This is a genomic window from Pseudomonas sp. FBCC-B35 (assembly GCF_059133755.1).
In genome coordinates this window covers 805,748-824,449 of record NZ_CP101439.1, presented here as the reverse complement: position 1 = coordinate 824,449, position 18,702 = coordinate 805,748, and the positions used below count along the sequence as shown (strand labels likewise).

Here is an 18,702-nt window from a genome sequence, read left to right as displayed (position 1 = left end):
GCGGCCAGACACCTGGACGTCGACTTCAGGCAACTGCGCGGGCGCTTCAACGCCTATGGTGACGGGTCATTCAACCAGTCACAGGAGTTGTGCCATGTCCGATTTCATCACCGTGCTGCGTGAAACCTGCCCCACCCCGGTCGTGGACGCGACCAAGTGGAAACGCATCGGCGGCGACCCGCACACCGTGAACCTGAACGCCTACCTGTCGGCCGACGGCAGCAAGATCATGGGCACCTGGATCTGCACCCCGGGCAAGTTCGAAGTCAACTACGACAAGTGGGAATACTGCCACTTCCTCGATGGCTACTGCATCGTCACCCCGGAAGGCGAGGAACCGAAACACCTCAAGGCAGGTGACGTGTTCGTGATCGAGCCAGGGATGAAGGGGACCTGGGAAGTGGTCGAGACGGTGCGCAAATACTTCGTCTTCGCCTGATTGGCAGACGCAGGGGGCGCAATGAGCCGCCCCCTGTACAACGATGACGTGCACCCTTTGATCATTGTGGCTTGCGGTAGGCCTCGATGATGGCCGAGAAGTCCTTGCCACCCTCCCCGCGCAGGCTCATGGCCTGGTACAGCTGTTGCGCGAGGGCGCCGAGGATCACGGGCTGGCGGGCCTGACGCGCAGCTTCGGTGGCCAGCCCCAGGTCCTTGAGCATCAATTCGGCGCCGAAGCCGCCGGTGTAGCCACGCGAGGACGGCGCCGTCTCGATCACGCCAGGCCAGGGGTTGTAGGTGTCGGAGCTCCAGCAGCGTCCGGTGGAGCTGTTGATGATGCCTGCCAGCACCTGAGTGTCGATACCCAGAGCATTGCCCAGCGCCATGGCTTCGGACACACCGATCATCGAAATGCCCAACAGCAGGTTGTTGCAGATCTTGGCGATCTGCCCCGTCCCCACTTCGCCGCAGTGCACGATATTGCGGCCCATGTGCTCGAGCACCGGCTTGAGCGCTGCGAACAGTTCGTCGCTGGCTCCAACCATGAAGGTCAGCGTACCGGCCGCCGCCCCACCCGTGCCTCCGGAGACAGGCGCATCGCCCATGTCCACGCCCTTGGCGGCCGCCGCCTTGGACACCTCGCGCGCGGTCTGTGGGTCGATGGTGCTGCAATCGACGGTGGGCGTGCCAGCTCGGATCCCGGCCAGTACCCCATCGTCATCGAGGTAGACGCTGCGCACGTGCGCGGCTGCCGGCAACATGGTGATGACCAGGTCGCTTTCGGCTACCGCCTCGCGTGGTGAGGCGCTGACCTGCCCACCCAGGGCGCCGAGTTCTGCCAGTACCTCCTTGTTCAAGTCAAACAGGGCAAGCGCGTGACCGGCCTTGATCAGGTTGCGGGCCATGGGGGCGCCCATGTTGCCCAAGCCAATGAATGCGATACGCATGACGTGCTCCTTAGCGCAGGCTGATGGTGGTGTTCACGCCGTCGTTGATACTGTCGTCATCGAACCAGCGGGCGGTAACCGTCTTGGTCTGGGTGTAGAACTGCACCACCTGCTTGCCGTACGGCCCCAGATCTCCCAGCTTGGAGCCGCGCGAGCCGGTGAAGCTGAAGAACGGTACGGGCACCGGGATCGGGATGTTGATGCCCACCTGCCCGACGTCGATCTCGCTCTGGAACTTGCGTGCCGCCGCGCCGCTCTGGGTGAACAGACCGGTGCCGTTGCCGAACGGATTGGCGTTGACCAGGGCGATGGCCTCATCGAGGGTGTCGACCTCGAGCGTCACCAGAACCGGACCGAAGATTTCCTGGGTATAGACCTGCATGTCGGTGGTCACGCCCGAGAACAACGTGGGGCCGACGAAGTTGCCGTGCTCATAGCCCGGCACCTTGACGTCGCGGCCATCGAGTTCCAAGGTGGCGCCCTCTCGGATGCCGCTCTCGATCAGGCTCAGTACACGCTCCTTGGCCCGCTTGGACACCACCGGCCCCACATCGGTACCTGGCTCGCTGCCGGCGTTCACGCTGAGCTTGCTCGCCGCTTGCTTTATGTCTGGCAGCCATTCGCGGGCCTTGCCCACCAGCACCGCAACCGAGGTGGCCATGCAGCGCTGGCCTGCAGCGCCAAAGGCCGCCCCTACAAGGGCATTCACGGTTTGCGTACGGTTGGCGTCCGGCAGCACCACGGCATGGTTCTTGGCGCCCATCATCGACTGCACGCGCTTGCCATGCTGGCTGGCCAGGTTGTAGACATGGGTACCTACCTCGGTCGAGCCGACGAAGGAAATCGCCTTGATGTCCTGGTGTGTGCACAGGGCATCGACCACGGCCTTGCCCCCATGGACCACATTGAGCACACCGGCGGGCACCCCGGCCTCCACGGCCAGCTCGACCAGCAACAAGGTCGACAACGGGTCCTGCTCGGAGGGCTTGAGCACGAAGGTGTTGCCGCAGACGATGGCCATGGGGAACATCCACAGCGGGATCATCGCGGGGAAGTTGAACGGCGTGATGCCAGCGCATACCCCAATCGGCTGACGCAAGGTATAGGTATCGACACCGCCTGCCACGTTTTCGGCGAATTCGCCCATTTGCAGGGTGCCGATGGAAGCCGCGTGCTCGACCACTTCCAGGCCACGGAAGATATCTCCCTCGGCGTCGGCCAGGGTCTTGCCCTGTTCGGCGCTCAGCACCTGGGCAATGCGCTTGCTGTGTTCACGGATCAGCGCCTGGAGCTTGAGCATGATGCGCATGCGCGCGCCAATCGGCGTATGGCGCCAGGTCAGAAAGGCACGCTGGGCCGCCGCCACGGCGGCGTCCACCTCCTCGGCGGTGGCGAACGGAACACGCGCCAGCACGGCCTGGGTGGCCGGGTTGACGATATCGCGCCACTCGCTCGTTCGGGACTCCACCCATTGACCATCGATCAGCAGCTTGGCCTGCTCGACCTTGGTCTGGTCAGGGGACTGGGGTGCGTTCATCTGCGTTCTCCTTGGAATTATTGTCAGGACGAGATCGCCAGCGCCGTCGCTAACGCGGGGTGGCGTAAGAGGGCATGTTTCGAGTATAGATGTGCAAACATCCTACAAGAACGCATAAAAATTCCGGATCATCATGCAAAAAGACCTCACATCCCTGAGCGCGCTCAACTGGGACGACTTGAAGTTCTTTCTCGAAGTGGCCCGCACGCGCAAGGCCAGCAGCGCGGCCAAACGGCTGAGCGTGGACTACACCACCGTCTCGCGGCGCATCACTTCGCTGGAAGGCGCGCTTGGCACCTTGCTGTTCGAAAAATCGCGCACCAGCGGCTTCGTGCTGACGGCAGAAGGTCAACGTCTGCTCAGTTATGCCGAGGCCATCGAAAGCACGCTGCACATGGCGTGCGAGCAGGTATCCGGCTCGGGGGTGGCGCTGTCGGGGCATGTGCGCATGGGCTGCACCGAGGGCTTCGGCAGTTTCTTCATCACCCCGCAGCTGAGCCACTTCGTCGATGCCTACCCGGCGATTTCAGTGGATATCCTGCCGCTGCCGCATTTCATCAGCCTTTCCAAACGCGAGGCGGACATCGTCATCGCCCTGGAACGCCCGGAACACGGGCCCTACGTATGCTGCAAGCTGTGCGACTACCGACTGCGCCTGTACGCCACGCAGGCATACCTGGACAGCCATGCGCCGATCCAGGCCGTTGCCGACCTGGCCGGGCATCCCTTCATCAGTTATGTCGACGACCTGGCCTTCAGCTCCGAGCTGCTGTACCTGGCCAACCTGATCCCTGGGGCCACGGCTCACCTGCGCAGTACCAGTGTGATTGCCCAGTACACCGCTGCGCTTCAAGGCCGCGGGCTGGCGATTTTGCCGTGTTTCCTGGCCGCGCAGGACCCGCGGCTGGTGACGGTGCTGCCCGAGCAGGTGGAAGTGACGCGGCAATTCTGGATGTACTGCCGCGAAGACCTGCGCAAGCTCAAGCGCATCACCTTGTTGTGGGACTACATCCGCGAGGTGACCGAAGCCAATGCCCCACTGATGATGGGGCAGGACACGGTGATGCGCTTTACCAAGGCCTGCAACCAGGCCTGACGGCGCTGACGAGCGTCGCCCTCACACCTGCTCGAGCATCAACCCCGAAATACGTCGAACCTTGCGCCCCACGGCTTCCTCGAAAATGCCCTGGCGAGGTTCCACCAGGCTGAAGCAGTGCTTGGCACGGGTGATGCCGGTGTAGACCAGTTCCTTGGTCAGGACCGGGTTGAGCGCGTCGGGCAGGACCAGTGCGGTATGGCCGAATTCCGAGCCCTGGGACTTGTGCACGGTCATGGCGAACACGGTTTCCACCTCGTTCAGGCGGCTGGGGAGCACGAAGCGTACGCCACCCTTGCCATCGTTGCGGGGAAAGGCCACGCGCAGCAATGGCTTGCCCTGCTCATCCGGCAGGCACAGGGCGATACCGATGTCGCCGTTCATCAAACCCAGCCCATAGTCGTTGCGGGTGACCAACACCGGCCGGCCCTCGTACCAAGGCTGCTGGCTGTCGATCAGGCCGGCGCTGTGCAGCACCCGCGCCACCCGCTCGTTCAACCCCTCTACACCCCAGGCGCCACGGCGCACGGCGCACAACAGCTGGAAATCCTCGAAACGGTGCAGGACCTTGGCGGCCCAGCGTTCCCAGGCAGGGTCGTCGAATGGAGTGTCTAGTGCCGGACGCTGACTGCCCAAGGTACGCAAGTAGCTGCGATAGCCCTGGGGGCCTTCCGCGCCGCGGTCCAGGCCGTCGAGCAGCAGGCGATCGAAGGCGCGGTCATGCTCCTGTTTCAGGGCCAGGCTGTGGACATCGGGCGGCGGCATGGCCAATAAGTCGCGCGCCGCATGGCTTTGCTGACGGTTGACCAATCGGGCGAGCTGACCGATGCCGCTGCCTTCGCCGAAGCGTCGGGAAAAACGCAGCATGACCACTTGCTGAGCCAGCGGATGGCGCTGTTCATCACCAGGCTCAAGACCGCTTTCAGACAGCGATTGCCCGCCGATATGCTCCAGCCATGCCTGGGTCGCTGGGGAGTAGCGGCCCTGCTCGGCATCCCGGCACAAATCACCCAGCACCGCCCCGGCCTCCACCGAGGCCAGCTGGTCCTTGTCACCGAGCAGCACCAGTCGTGCTTTTGGCGGCATGGCATCGAGCAGGTTGGCCATCATCTCCAGGTCGATCATCGAAGCTTCGTCGACCACCAGTACATCCAGAGGCAGGGGGTTGGCGGCATTGTGACGGAAGTGTCGCGAGCCTGGACGGCTACCGAGCAGGCGGTGCACGGTACTGACTTCGGTGGGGATATGGCCACGCACGTCGCTGCTGACATGCAGGCGTTCGACTTGCTGGCCAATGGATTCGGTCAGGCGAGCAGCTGCCTTGCCCGTGGGCGCCGCCAGGCGAATGCGCAACGGCCTGCCCGCTTCCACTGCCGGGGCCTGGAGCAAGGCAAGCAGGCGTACCACGGTGGTGGTCTTGCCGGTGCCAGGCCCACCCGTGATGATGCTGAACCCGGCGCGAGTGGCCAGGGCGCAGGCAAGCTTCTGCCAGTCCACCTGCCCTGCGAGGCTGCCGCCCTCGAACAGGGCATCCAGACGCCTCGTCAGGTCTGACGGTACGGCGTCGGCCTGGGTCAGGCGTTGGCGCAGGGTGCGGTCGATGCGCCGCTCATAACTCCAGTAGCGGCGCAGGTAAAGGCGTTCGCCGCTGAGGACCAAGGGCCGGGTGTGCTGCCCTGGCGTATCGGCGGCTGCCACCAGCGGGCTTGCGGCGATGCGCTGGCGCCAGGCGTCCAGGTCAAGGCCGGCCAGCAGTTGGGAGGGCAACAGCAGCGGGCCGGTCAGCGCATCCCCCTCAGGCGGTAACGAGAGCGCGAAGTCAGGTTCGGCCAAGGTCTGCTGCAAGTCCAGGCAGACGTGCCCATGCCCCAGTTGATGGCTGGCAAGGGCGGCTGCCAACAGCAACAGCGGGTCACTGCCCGGCGCAAGCGTCTCCAGAAAGGATACGAAAGCACGGTCCAGCGCCCGCAACCAGCCGCGTTCGACCCAGCGATCGAGCAGTTGCAGCAGGTCACTGCTGCGGTGTTGAGGGGCCAGGGCCAGCAGGTGCTCGGCCTGCAGGGGGGTGGGCAGCAGGTCGACGAGGCTTCGGCTCATGGGGCGTCTCCGGCAAACAGGTCATGCGCAACAGGTGCGTGCTCGCCGCGAAACAGGGCATCGAGGGTTTCGATCAGCTCGCGCGGGGGCTTGGCGTGATAAATACCATGCCCGCTGCTGTTGGCCCCTCGCAGGAAAATGAAAAGGGCCCCGCCGACATGCAGGTCATAGTCATAGTCCGCCAGGCGGGCGCGCAGCTGTCGGTGCAGGGCCAACAGGTACAGCACGTATTGCAGGTCATAACGATGCTCAAGGATGGCCCGCTGCATCGCGGCAGGGTCATACGCCTGAATGTCGGGGCCCAACCAATTGGATTTGTAATCGGTCACGTAGTAGCGCCCCTCCAGCTCGAACGCCAGGTCGATGAAACCCTTGAACATGCCGTTGAGCAGCGTCGGCTGCGCGGCTGGGCGCAGTAGTCCTGGATGGGTGTAGTGGGCCACCAGGCGGTCGAGCTGCTGGGCATCGACCTGGTGACTGGCAAACCAGAACTCCATTTCGACCTGGTAGCGGGTGAGCTGGCTGAGGGTCACGGTCAGGCCGTTTTGTGCCACGGGCATCGGTGTGTCGAGCAGGCCTGTGAGCCACTGGGTCAGCGTCGGTATCCAGCCCTCCCAGCCGCGCCGGTTACAGCGCTGGCCCACGGTGCGGGCCAGCGCTTGCGGGTTATCGTGTACCTGGGCAAAGCCTTCACGCCCGGCCCACTCCAGCAACCCGTGAAGGAACGTGCCGGGGTTTGGGCCGCGCGGGAAGCGGTGGATGTCTCCGCTGTCCGCGGGGACCTCGCGCAGTACCTGGGTATCGACGGGCTCATCGTCGAGCAGTTGTTGCGCCAGCGAGCTGTCGACGCCCAGTGCCTGCTCACCGATCCGCAGCGCGCTGTAGGAGGCGATCCACCACTGTTCGGCCGCCGCGCGCCGGGGCATACGGGCTGGGACCAGTTGGTGCTGCAACTGCGGGGTGTGGTAGAGCGCTCGGTCCTCTTCCGGAAGCCCAGGGCAGGTTATGTGCGCGCTGGTATCGGCCAGTGCTTGCAACCAGCCTGTCAGTTGCTTGGAATCGGCAAGTTCGGCGCCGCCGCCTAGCAGGTAGCCGAGCGCCGAGCGATGCAGGCTCGAGCGCTTGTGATTACCGCGCTTGAGGTCGGCCACCCCCAGCCAGCAGGCATACTGGGCACGGGTGAGCGCCACATACAAAAGGCGCAAGTCTTCGGCCAGGCGTTCGTCATCGGCGCGCTCGACCTGCGTGGCGTCCGGCGTCAGGGTCAGGTGCGCATTGCCCTGGCTGTCGTGCCAGGCGAGCGGCAGGCGGCTGCCGTCCACCGGTTTGCTGGAGCAGATGAACGGAAGATAGACCAATGGGTACTCCAGGCCCTTGGACTTGTGGATGGTGACCACCTTGACCAGTTGCTCGTCGCTCTCCAGGCGCAGGATCTGCTCCTCGCCGGCCTGGCCTGAACTGGCCAGATGATCGGCCAGGTGGCGGATCAGCGCCTGCTCACCGTCCAACTCGCCTGCGGCCTGCTGGAGCAACTCGGCCAGGTGCAACAGGTTGGTGAGCACGCGCTCGCCGTCCGTGCGACGAATGAGCGTTCGCGGCAGCTCGAAGTCATGCAGCAACTGACGCAGCATGGGCAGCACGCCCTGGCGCTGCCAGGTGTCGCGGTAGGCGCGAAACCGCATCACCCAGCTTTCCCACACCCGTTCGTCCTGGTTCAGGCGATCAAGCGCCGGCAGCGACAGGTCAAGCGTCAAGCTGGCCAACGCCGCCTTGAGCAGGCGCTCGGAGTCCGGCTCTGCGCAGGCTTTGAGCCAGGCCAGCAGGTCATGAGCCTCCTGGGCGGCGAACACCGAGTCCTTGTCGGAGAGGTAGACGCTGCGCACGCCTCGGGCAGCGAGCTCTGCGCGGATACGTTGCGCCTCGTGGCCATCGCGCACCAGGATGGCGATGTCCGATGGCAGGCACGGGCGCAAATGGCCATTGGCGTGCGCAAAGCCTGCCGTGCCGTGTTGACTGGCGTTGAGCAGGCCCACGATGTGACTCGCGCAACTGGTGGCCATTTGCTGCCGGTAAACGCCCATCGAAACCGGCTCGTCGCTGGGGAGTTGCCAGCACTGGAGTGCGGCGCAGGGCTGACCCTGGAGCATCAGTTGTTCGCTGCGGCCCTGGGCGCGCACTGCAACGAAGGGCAGAGGGTTGTCGTCCGCCTCCCGAAAGAGGAAGGCGCCACGCCCGCTGGGACGCGCCTCGGCCTGCTGGAAGACCTGATTGACCGCCGCGACCATGCCTTCGCTGGAGCGGTAGTTGGTGTCCAGGCTGTGCAAGCGGCCTTGGGTCGCGCGCCGGGCCGCAAGGTAGGTGTAGATATCGGCGCCCCGGAAGGCGTAGATCGCCTGCTTGGGGTCGCCGATCATGAACAGGCCGGTGTCGCCGTGGTTCTCGCTGATGCGGTAGATGCGTTCGAAAATACCGTACTGGACCGGATCGGTGTCCTGGAATTCATCGATCATCGCCACCGGGAACTGCTCACGGATCAATCCGGCCAGTCGCTCGCCTGCCTCGCTGTACAGTGCCTGCTGCAACCGCAGGAGCATGTCGTCGAACCCCATCTCCGCGCGGCGCCGCTTCTCCACTTCGAACTGCGCCGAAACCCAGCTGGCGGCATGTTCGAGTAGCGCTGCGTCCGGGCTGGCCAGGGCCTGCAGGTCTTGTTGCAATGTTTGCATGGCATCGAGTGCAGGGTGCGCTGGCGGCTCGCCGACTTTCCAGGCCTCGGCGAGGCCCGCAGGGGTCAGGCGGGTGAAGCCTGTACCCAGGTCAAGTTCCACGCACTGTTCGTCGTTGCACCACTGGGATAATTTGTCGAACCAGGGTTCGAAGTAGCGGGCCTGCATCTTCCTGCCGTCTACCTGTTTGGCGGCCACGGCGTCATGACAGAGCTGTCGCAGCTCCTGGACCCAGACCGCCCAGGGCCCCTTGAGCCGGGCCAGCTGCTCGTCGCGGGCCTGCAACGCCTCAAGGATCAGTGCCTCGGGCTCGGGCCCTTGGTGGGCGGCACGCACCCTGCCAAACAGCGGGCGAATGCGGGGCAAGAGCGCGGCAGGGCTGACCCAGTGGCTACGCACCCACGTCAGGGCCTGGCTTTGCATGCCGTAGCAGAAACGTCGCCAGTAATCGCGCACCACCTGCCCCAGCAGTTCACTGTGGTCGGTTTCGAGGGTCTGGGTAAACAGGCTGCCGCTGTCGAATGCGTGCTCACGCAACATGCGCTGGCACCAGCCGTGAATGGTCGATACGGCTGCTTCGTCCATCCACTGCACAGCGGTTTCCAGCCGGGCGGCACTGCTGGCCCACGCGTGCTGTGGATAATCGTCACGCAATTGCGCCAGCAGCGGGTCGACGGCTTCGAGTTCACCGCGGAAAAACCGCGCCGCCTCAGCCAGCCGAGTCCGGATACGCTCGCGCAACTCCTTGGTGGCAGCGTCTGTGAACGTCACTACCAGAATCTGCGGCGGCAGCAGCTCTCGTTCGAAACCCTGCTCGCCACCGTGGCCGAGGATAAGGCGCAGGTACAACGCTGAAATGGTGAACGTCTTGCCCGTTCCCGCGCTGGCCTCGATCAGCTGGCTGCCGTGCAAGGGAAAATTTAGGGCCAGTGGCCGAGCCTGGGTCATGCGCTTTTCTCCGGGTTGCCCAGGGTTTGCCAGGGGGCGTCGAACAGGGGGCGGTACAAGGCCTCACACCACCCCTCGAAGGTTTCGTCGGCCGTGAGCGCGGCGAAATCGCGGAACTGTCGGGCCAGGGCAACGCTTTCACCGCGCTCGCCGGCACTGGTGCGTTCGTCGCCTTCGTAAGCACGGGCGGCCGCAGCCATGGCTTTGTCCGGATCGTCCTGGGCGAGCCAGGCGAATGCCGTCTTGGGCGCCACCGGGAGCGGTGCACACATGCCCGCCTGTCGTGCCACCAGCAGTTCTCCCAACAGGTCCGCTGCCGCTTGCTGGTCAACAGGCGCCAGTAGCAGGGTCACGTCACTGGCCACCAGCGCACTGTGATAGGCGTAACCTGCCGCGCAGGCGGCAAGGTGTGTCACCCACGGCGCGATGAGGCGATGCCATTTTAGGCTGTTGCGCCCTGCACTGATGGTGTTGGGGACCGTGTTGATGCTCAGCACGCTCTGGTCATCGCCTTGGAACACGCGACCCAGCCAGCCCTCCAGCCGATGGGGGCCGTGCTCGAAATGCACAGGCAGTGCACCCTCAACCTGCCGCGGCCAGCGCTCGAGCAACTGCCCATGGCGTTGCAGCAAGTCGGGCAGCGGCTCGATCAGGTCATGCTGCAAGAGTTCGCCAAAACCGGCCAAGGGCAGCAAGCCCTGGGCCTGCAGGCGACGTGCCTGCTGATGCAGGGCGCGCGGAACATCCTCGGGTGTGCTCAAGGCTGCGCTGAGTAACGCCTCACTTGCACCATAACGCTGCAAGGCGTCGAGTACGAAAGGCTCTTCGTCCGGCGTGGGCGCTTCGAGCGCTTCGAAATAGACCTTGAGCCGCTGACTGAAGAAATGCCGCACCGGATGCCTGAGAAAATCGGCCAGCTGATTCAATGTCAGCGGCTCATCATCCTGATAGGGCGGCAGCTCGGCCAGGTCGTGAGGGACATCGCTGTGGGCCTGGTGCAGCACTTGCCACTCGTGTGCGTAGCTGAACAGCGCGCTGCCCTGTTCGAAATAGCGCAGGCTGAAGGGCTGCAAGGGGTGTTCCTGGGTCAAGGCATGAAGCAGTTGCTGGCCCGGATCGTGTTTGACATCGGCTTGCGCATCGGCCAGTTGCCACCCCGCAGCGATGTGATCGCGAAGCTGGCCGATCAGTACCGAGGCAGGCCGCTCGCTGTTGTCGCGGATACTGCGCCCCACCCAACTCACGTAGAGCTGGTCCTGGGCCGACAGTACGGCTTCGAGCAACAGGTAACGATCATCTTCCCGACGCGAACGATCACCTGGGCGGTAATCGGTGGCCATCAGGTCGAAATCCAGCGGTGGCTGCGCGCGTGGATAATCACCGTCGTTCATGCCCAGCAGGCAGACCACGCGAAACGGGATGGCGCGCATGGGCATGAGCGTACAGAAGTTCACCGAGCCGGCCAGGAAGCGCTGGGACAATTTGCCTTGGTCCAGGCCCGACAGCCAGGCTTCGCGCACCACCGTTAGCGGCAGTGGGTCTTGCAGGTCCACGGTTTCGCAGACATCCAGCCAAGATTCGCGCAGGTCCTGCAACTGGATCAGCAGAAACTCATCCTGCTCATCCTCGGCCAGGAAGAAGACGTGCAGCAGGGCATTGAGGCGTTCGCTCCATTCGCCGGCGTTGGCCGGGCAAGACAAGGTTTGGCACGCCACTTCAAGCGCATCGAGCAACGCGACAAGCGGCCCAATCAGTGCAGCGTCCAGCCCGCCTATCTCGTCGTAAGGCTCGATGCCATCGCAGGCATCACCCACACCCACGGCATAACCCAGCAGCATCCGCCGCAAACCAAAGCGCCAGGAGTTCTGCTCGAGCCCGTCCGGCAAGCCCAGGCTGGCCCGTTGCTCGGCATTGAGCCCCCAGCGAATGCCGGCACCTTCGATCCAGCGGTGCAGGGTTGGCAAGTCACCTTCGCGAATGCCGAACCGAGCCCGCACTGCCGGTACGTCCAGCAGGTCCAGCACTTCGCTGACGGCAAAACGACTTTCGGGGAGTTTGAGCAGGTGCTCCAAGGCGATCAGCAGCGGCTCGCGGCCACGTTGGCCCTGGTCGGTCAAGGTGTACGGGATGTAGCGAGGGTCTTTGCGCTGCAATTGGCCGAAGACGGCCCGTATGTGCGGTGCGTAGCTATCGACGTCGGGCAACATGACGATGACGTCACGTGGGCGCAGCGTGGGATCTGCGCTGAAGCGGGCCAACAACTGGTCGTGGAGAATCTCGACTTCCCGTTGCGGGCTGTGCGCAACGTGGAAGCGCACCGAACGGTCGCGGCGTGCATTGACCGGCGGCCATTGCTCACGGGATTCGGCCAGCGGACGCAATTGAAGGATATCGTCCTGTAGCTGGTTGAGCAGCGTGATGGGTGAACCTTCGGTAAACAGGTCGATTCGTCCATCGCTGAAGACACCCTGGTAACTGCCTGGGTCGTCGTAGCTGTCGAGCAGGTTGATGTAGTCGCGGCCTTGCTTGCCCCAGGCTGCCAGCAGGGGATGCGCATGTTGGTGCAGCGACTGGTCATCCAGTTCCAATGGCATGCCGGGCCGGCGTTGCTGACGCTTGTACTGGTGCCGCAGCAAGTCCTTGTCGGCCACAATGTCGGCCCAGTGATGGCGGCAAGGGTTGTGCACGCATAACAGGACCTGGCTGAAACGGGCGAGACCGGCCAGCGCTTCGAGCGTCTGGGCAGGCAGCGAGGAGATACCGAACACGATCACCCGTGCGGGCAGGTTTGCCGGAGCCTGCTCCAGGTCGTCGATGCAGGCCATGAACCGCTGGTGTACGCCGGCACGGCTCTGGGCCATGCCTTCCTCGCCTACATCCTCCAGCAGGGCACGCCACAGTTCTGCCTGCCAGCAGTTGTCGACAGGCAATGGCTTGCGTTCGCCGCGGGCAGTGTTGAGCACATGCCGCCCTGCGGCCCACTCTTTCAACCAGTCGGCGCGGTACACCTGATATTGGTCGAACAGATCGGCCAGGCGCTCGGCGAGCTGGTAGCGTTTGCGTAGATCGCTGTCGTCAGTCAAAAAACGCCGCAAGGGCTCGAAGTGCGGCCGCTCGACCAGTTCGGGTAACAGGCGCATCAGGCGCCAGGTGAGCGGCGCCTTGTCGAGCAGCGACACTTCCGGTATCTGATCGCGGCCCAGCACGGTGCGGTACAACTGCCACATGAAGCTACCCGGCAGCTGCATCTCGATGGCAGCGGCAATGCCACAACCGCCCTGGTCATCTTCTAGAGGATCCTCGGCCAAGGCGAGCTTGAGCCATTGGGCGATACCATTGCTCTGGACCAGCGCGATTTCATTCTCCAAAGGCGCCAGAGGGTAACGGCGCATCCAGCTCACCACCAGGCTGCGCAGGTCGTCTGGGCGATTGCCTTGGACGATCATGAAGCCAGGCTGGAGGTGGGTACTGGACATCGGCAGGTCTCTTTCGGGCGCGTTTACTTGGGGAGGAACGATATCACGGAGCGGGTCGAGGGCGGGGTTGTAGAGATGTTTCGAGGCGTTGGTGTGGGGTAGGCAGTCGCGCGCCTGCCCCGGCTCGCCCACGGCGGTTGCTCGTTTGACGGTACAAACACGAGTACGTCATTTTTTCCAGCCTAAAGACAAAACCCCTACCTGCCTGCGCAGATAGGGGTTTTGCGAAATGAATCTTGACGATGACCTACTCTCACATGGGGAAACCCCACACTACCATCGGCGATGCATCGTTTCACTACTGAGTTCGGGATGGGATCAGGTGGTTCCAATGCTCTATGGTCGTCAAGAAATTCTGTAGCCAGAATGTCCTGTTGGACAGCCCAGCAAATTCGGATATGTGATGTTTGTGATGCGTTGCGAACTTTCGGTTCATGTCATCTTCACCACCGCAATCTGCAGAAGCAAATTGCTTGGGTGTTATATGGTCAAGCCTCACGGGCAATTAGTATTGGTTAGCTCAACGCCTCACAGCGCTTACACACCCAACCTATCAACGTCGTAGTCTTCGACGGCCCTTTAGGGGATTCAAGATCCCAGTGAGATCTCATCTTGAGGCAAGTTTCCCGCTTAGATGCTTTCAGCGGTTATCTCTTCCGAACATAGCTACCCGGCAATGCCACTGGCGTGACAACCGGAACACCAGAGGTTCGTCCACTCCGGTCCTCTCGTACTAGGAGCAGCCCCTCTCAAATCTCAAACGTCCACGGCAGATAGGGACCGAACTGTCTCACGACGTTCTAAACCCAGCTCGCGTACCACTTTAAATGGCGAACAGCCATACCCTTGGGACCGGCTTCAGCCCCAGGATGTGATGAGCCGACATCGAGGTGCCAAACACCGCCGTCGATATGAACTCTTGGGCGGTATCAGCCTGTTATCCCCGGAGTACCTTTTATCCGTTGAGCGATGGCCCTTCCATACAGAACCACCGGATCACTAAGACCTACTTTCGTACCTGCTCGACGTGTGTGTCTCGCAGTCAAGCGCGCTTTTGCCTTTATACTCTACGACCGATTTCCGACCGGTCTGAGCGCACCTTCGTACTCCTCCGTTACTCTTTGGGAGGAGACCGCCCCAGTCAAACTACCCACCATACACTGTCCTCGATCCGGATAACGGACCTGAGTTAGAACCTCAAAGTTGCCAGGGTGGTATTTCAAGGATGGCTCCATGAGAACTGGCGTCCCCACTTCAAAGCCTCCCACCTATCCTACACAAGCAAATTCAAAGTCCAGTGCAAAGCTATAGTAAAGGTTCACGGGGTCTTTCCGTCTAGCCGCGGATACACTGCATCTTCACAGCGATTTCAATTTCACTGAGTCTCGGGTGGAGACAGCGCCGCCATCGTTACGCCATTCGTGCAGGTCGGAACTTACCCGACAAGGAATTTCGCTACCTTAGGACCGTTATAGTTACGGCCGCCGTTTACCGGGGCTTCGATCAAGAGCTTCGCTTGCGCTAACCCCATCAATTAACCTTCCGGCACCGGGCAGGCGTCACACCCTATACGTCCACTTTCGTGTTTGCAGAGTGCTGTGTTTTTAATAAACAGTCGCAGCGGCCTGGTATCTTCGACCAGCAAAAGCTTACGGGGCAAGCCCTTCACCTTCGCCGGCGCACCTTCTCCCGAAGTTACGGTGCCATTTTGCCTAGTTCCTTCACCCGAGTTCTCTCAAGCGCCTTGGTATTCTCTACCTAACCACCTGTGTCGGTTTGGGGTACGGTTCCCAGTTATCTGAAGCTTAGGAGCTTTTCTTGGAAGCATGGTATCAACCACTTCATCGCCTAAAGGCAACTCGTCATCAGCTCTCGGCCTTGAAATCCCGGATTTGCCTAAGATTTCAGCCTACCACCTTAAACCTGGACAACCAACGCCAGGCTGGCCTAACCTTCTCCGTCCCTCCATCGCAATAACTGGAAGTACAGGAATATTAACCTGTTTTCCATCGACTACGCTTTTCAGCCTCGCCTTAGGGACCGACTAACCCTGCGTCGATTAACGTTGCGCAGGAAACCTTGGTCTTTCGGCGTGCGAGTTTTTCACTCGCATTGTCGTTACTCATGTCAGCATTCGCACTTCTGATACCTCCAGCAAGCTTCTCAACTCACCTTCACAGGCTTACAGAACGCTCCTCTACCGCATCACCAAAAGGTGATACCCGTAGCTTCGGTGCATGGTTTGAGCCCCGTTACATCTTCCGCGCAGGCCGACTCGACTAGTGAGCTATTACGCTTTCTTTAAAGGGTGGCTGCTTCTAAGCCAACCTCCTAGCTGTCTAAGCCTTCCCACATCGTTTCCCACTTAACCATGACTTTGGGACCTTAGCTGACGGTCTGGGTTGTTTCCCTTTTCACGACGGACGTTAGCACCCGCCGTGTGTCTCCCATGCTCGGCACTTGTAGGTATTCGGAGTTTGCATCGGTTTGGTAAGTCGGGATGACCCCCTAGCCGAAACAGTGCTCTACCCCCTACAGTGATACATGAGGCGCTACCTAAATAGCTTTCGAGGAGAACCAGCTATCTCCGAGCTTGATTAGCCTTTCACTCCGATCCACAGGTCATCCGCTAACTTTTCAACGGTAGTCGGTTCGGTCCTCCAGTCAGTGTTACCTAACCTTCAACCTGCCCATGGATAGATCGCCCGGTTTCGGGTCTATACCCAGCGACTAAACGCCCTATTAAGACTCGCTTTCGCTACGCCTCCCCTATTCGGTTAAGCTCGCCACTGAATATAAGTCGCTGACCCATTATACAAAAGGTACGCAGTCACCTAACAAGTAGGCTCCCACTGCTTGTACGCATACGGTTTCAGGTTCTATTTCACTCCCCTCTCCGGGGTTCTTTTCGCCTTTCCCTCACGGTACTGGTTCACTATCGGTCAGTCAGTAGTATTTAGCCTTGGAGGATGGTCCCCCCATATTCAGACAAAGTTTCTCGTGCTCCGTCCTACTCGATTTCATTGATAAGAGATTTTCGTGTACGGGGCTATCACCCACTATGGCCGCACTTTCCAGAGCGTTCCACTAATCTCAAATCAACTTAAGGGCTGGTCCCCGTTCGCTCGCCACTACTAAGGGAATCTCGGTTGATTTCTTTTCCTCAGGGTACTTAGATGTTTCAGTTCCCCTGGTTCGCCTCTTGCACCTATGTATTCAGTACAAGATAACCAGCTTGTGCTGGCTGGGTTCCCCCATTCAGAGATCTCTGGATCACAGTCTGTTTGCCGACTCCCCAAAGCTTTTCGCAGGCTACCACGTCTTTCATCGCCTCTGACTGCCAAGGCATCCACCGTATGCGCTTCTTCACTTGACCATATAACCCCAAGCAATCTGGTTATACTGTGAAGACGACATTCGCCGAAAATTCGCACGTCGCTCTTACGAGCAGAACTCACAAATTTTACCTTAGCCTGAATTCCAGCAGTGAAACTGGTCTTCAGTCTATTTCTATCACATATCCAAATTTTTAAAGAACGGTCTGACAAAAGTCAGAAATCAACATTCACACCGGAATGTTCATTTCTGATTTCTCATCAGCAAATGAATCAAGCAATTCGTGTGGGAGCTCATCAGCAGGCTGATGTCGTCGATTAAGGAGGTGATCCAGCCGCAGGTTCCCCTACGGCTACCTTGTTACGACTTCACCCCAGTCATGAATCACACCGTGGTAACCGTCCCCCCGAAGGTTAGACTAGCTACTTCTGGTGCAACCCACTCCCATGGTGTGACGGGCGGTGTGTACAAGGCCCGGGAACGTATTCACCGCGACATTCTGATTCGCGATTACTAGCGATTCCGACTTCACGCAGTCGAGTTGCAGACTGCGATCCGGACTACGATCGGTTTTGTGAGATTAGCTCCACCTCGCGGCTTGGCAACCCTCTGTACCGACCATTGTAGCACGTGTGTAGCCCAGGCCGTAAGGGCCATGATGACTTGACGTCATCCCCACCTTCCTCCGGTTTGTCACCGGCAGTCTCCTTAGAGTGCCCACCATAACGTGCTGGTAACTAAGGACAAGGGTTGCGCTCGTTACGGGACTTAACCCAACATCTCACGACACGAGCTGACGACAGCCATGCAGCACCTGTGTCAGAGTTCCCGAAGGCACCAATCCATCTCTGGAAAGTTCTCTGCATGTCAAGGCCTGGTAAGGTTCTTCGCGTTGCTTCGAATTAAACCACATGCTCCACCGCTTGTGCGGGCCCCCGTCAATTCATTTGAGTTTTAACCTTGCGGCCGTACTCCCCAGGCGGTCAACTTAATGCGTTAGCTGCGCCACTAAAATCTCAAGGATTCCAACGGCTAGTTGACATCGTTTACGGCGTGGACTACCAGGGTATCTAATCCTGTTTGCTCCCCACGCTTTCGCACCTCAGTGTCAGTATCAGTCCAGGTGGTCGCCTTCGCCACTGGTGTTCCTTCCTATATCTACGCATTTCACCGCTACACAGGAAATTCCACCACCCTCTACCGTACTCTAGCTTGCCAGTTTTGGATGCAGTTCCCAGGTTGAGCCCGGGGCTTTCACATCCAACTTAACAAACCACCTACGCGCGCTTTACGCCCAGTAATTCCGATTAACGCTTGCACCCTCTGTATTACCGCGGCTGCTGGCACAGAGTTAGCCGGTGCTTATTCTGTCGGTAACGTCAAAATTGCAGAGTATTAATCTACAACCCTTCCTCCCAACTTAAAGTGCTTTACAATCCGAAGACCTTCTTCACACACGCGGCATGGCTGGATCAGGCTTTCGCCCATTGTCCAATATTCCCCACTGCTGCCTCCCGTAGGAGTCTGGACCGTGTCTCAGTTCCAGTGTGACTGATCATCCTCTCAGACCAGTTACGGATCGTCGCCTTGGTGAGCCATTACCTCACCAACAAGCTAATCCGACCTAGGCTCATCTGATAGCGCAAGGCCCGAAGGTCCCCTGCTTTCTCCCGTAGGACGTATGCGGTATTAGCGTTCCTTTCGAAACGTTGTCCCCCACTACCAGGCAGATTCCTAGGCATTACTCACCCGTCCGCCGCTGAATCCAGGAGCAAGCCCCCATCATCCGCTCGACTTGCATGTGTTAGGCCTGCCGCCAGCGTTCAATCTGAGCCATGATCAAACTCTTCAGTTCAATACTGCTTGGGTTTTTAAGAAACCCTAAACTTGGCTCAGCAATCTCAAATGACTATGTGATTTCTCGCATGGTCACTTGTGATGCTGATAATCTTTCTGACTATCAGTCCGTACTCACAAGCACCCACACGAATTGCTTGATTCGATTTGTTAAAGAGCGTTTGGCTAAGAGTGTTTCGTCTCAACCGAGGCGCGCATTCTACGCTTTCCTCATTGCCTGTCAAGCGTTTATTTTGAAGTT

Annotated in this window: 7 protein-coding genes and 3 rRNA genes; 2 read left to right on the top strand and 8 right to left on the bottom strand. The window is 60.5% G+C overall.

Annotation, left to right across the window (positions count from 1 at the left end; genetic code table 11):
* Nucleotides 1-94: 94 nt before the first annotated feature.
* Complete coding sequence (locus tag NMB38_RS03585) at nucleotides 95-439, top strand: cupin domain-containing protein (protein ID WP_023534343.1); 345 nt, start codon at nucleotides 95-97, stop codon at nucleotides 437-439.
* Between the two features lie 61 nt (nucleotides 440-500).
* On the opposite strand, the gene mmsB is transcribed toward NMB38_RS03585, so the two are convergent.
* Both mmsB and NMB38_RS03575 read right to left on the bottom strand, forming a co-directional pair.
* Complete coding sequence (mmsB, locus tag NMB38_RS03580) at nucleotides 501-1,388, bottom strand: 3-hydroxyisobutyrate dehydrogenase (RefSeq protein ID WP_027914372.1); 888 nt, start codon at nucleotides 1,386-1,388, stop codon at nucleotides 501-503.
* A gap of 10 nt (nucleotides 1,389-1,398) precedes the next feature.
* Entirely contained in the window at nucleotides 1,399-2,925 is a 1,527-nt protein-coding gene (locus tag NMB38_RS03575) for a CoA-acylating methylmalonate-semialdehyde dehydrogenase (RefSeq protein WP_027914371.1), read from the bottom strand.
* Nucleotides 2,926-3,058: 133 nt separating this feature from the next.
* Here NMB38_RS03575 and NMB38_RS03570 point away from each other — a divergent pair, with 133 nt between their 5' ends.
* The gene (locus NMB38_RS03570; protein WP_027914370.1) at nucleotides 3,059-4,021 is read left to right on the top strand and encodes a LysR family transcriptional regulator; all 963 of its coding nucleotides are present in this window, start codon (nucleotides 3,059-3,061) and stop codon (nucleotides 4,019-4,021) included.
* 21 nt (nucleotides 4,022-4,042) lie between these two features.
* Here NMB38_RS03570 and recD read toward each other — a convergent pair whose 3' ends face one another.
* From recD to NMB38_RS03540, 6 genes are all read right to left on the bottom strand, one after another.
* Complete coding sequence (gene recD / locus NMB38_RS03565; protein ID WP_027914369.1) at nucleotides 4,043-6,118, bottom strand: exodeoxyribonuclease V subunit alpha; 2,076 nt, start codon at nucleotides 6,116-6,118, stop codon at nucleotides 4,043-4,045.
* Nucleotides 6,115-9,792: an exodeoxyribonuclease V subunit beta gene (recB, locus tag NMB38_RS03560; RefSeq protein WP_104925840.1), complete on the bottom strand. Its 3,678-nt coding sequence runs from the start codon at nucleotides 9,790-9,792 to the stop codon at nucleotides 6,115-6,117. The genes recD and recB overlap by 4 nt, the downstream gene beginning before the upstream one ends.
* Complete coding sequence (recC, locus tag NMB38_RS03555; protein ID WP_104925839.1) at nucleotides 9,789-13,268, bottom strand: exodeoxyribonuclease V subunit gamma; 3,480 nt, start codon at nucleotides 13,266-13,268, stop codon at nucleotides 9,789-9,791. Before recC ends, recB begins: the two co-directional genes overlap by 4 nt.
* A 234-nt stretch (nucleotides 13,269-13,502) precedes the next feature.
* Nucleotides 13,503-13,618, bottom strand: a 5S ribosomal RNA gene (gene rrf / locus NMB38_RS03550).
* A gap of 134 nt (nucleotides 13,619-13,752) precedes the next feature.
* Nucleotides 13,753-16,644 (bottom strand): 23S ribosomal RNA (locus NMB38_RS03545).
* 278 nt (nucleotides 16,645-16,922) lie between these two features.
* Nucleotides 16,923-18,459: ribosomal RNA gene (locus tag NMB38_RS03540) — 16S ribosomal RNA — on the bottom strand.
* The 16S, 23S and 5S rRNA genes sit together here, the layout of an rRNA operon.
* Nucleotides 18,460-18,702: the final 243 nt, after the last annotated feature.

What these genes read in the sequence shown, in the direction of transcription:
- NMB38_RS03575 (WP_027914371.1), bottom strand. Translation starts at nt 2,925, where the DNA reads ATGAACGCACCCCAGTCCCCTGACCAGACCAAGGTCGAGCAGGCCAAG.
- recD (WP_027914369.1), bottom strand. Translation starts at nt 6,118, where the DNA reads ATGAGCCGAAGCCTCGTCGACCTGCTGCCCACCCCCCTGCAGGCCGAG.
- recB (WP_104925840.1), bottom strand. Translation starts at nt 9,792, where the DNA reads ATGACCCAGGCTCGGCCACTGGCCCTAAATTTTCCCTTGCACGGCAGC.
- mmsB (WP_027914372.1), bottom strand. Translation starts at nt 1,388, where the DNA reads ATGCGTATCGCATTCATTGGCTTGGGCAACATGGGCGCCCCCATGGCC.
- recC (WP_104925839.1), bottom strand. Translation starts at nt 13,268, where the DNA reads ATGTCCAGTACCCACCTCCAGCCTGGCTTCATGATCGTCCAAGGCAAT.
- NMB38_RS03585 (WP_023534343.1), top strand. Translation starts at nt 95, where the DNA reads ATGTCCGATTTCATCACCGTGCTGCGTGAAACCTGCCCCACCCCGGTC.
- NMB38_RS03570 (WP_027914370.1), top strand. Translation starts at nt 3,059, where the DNA reads ATGCAAAAAGACCTCACATCCCTGAGCGCGCTCAACTGGGACGACTTG.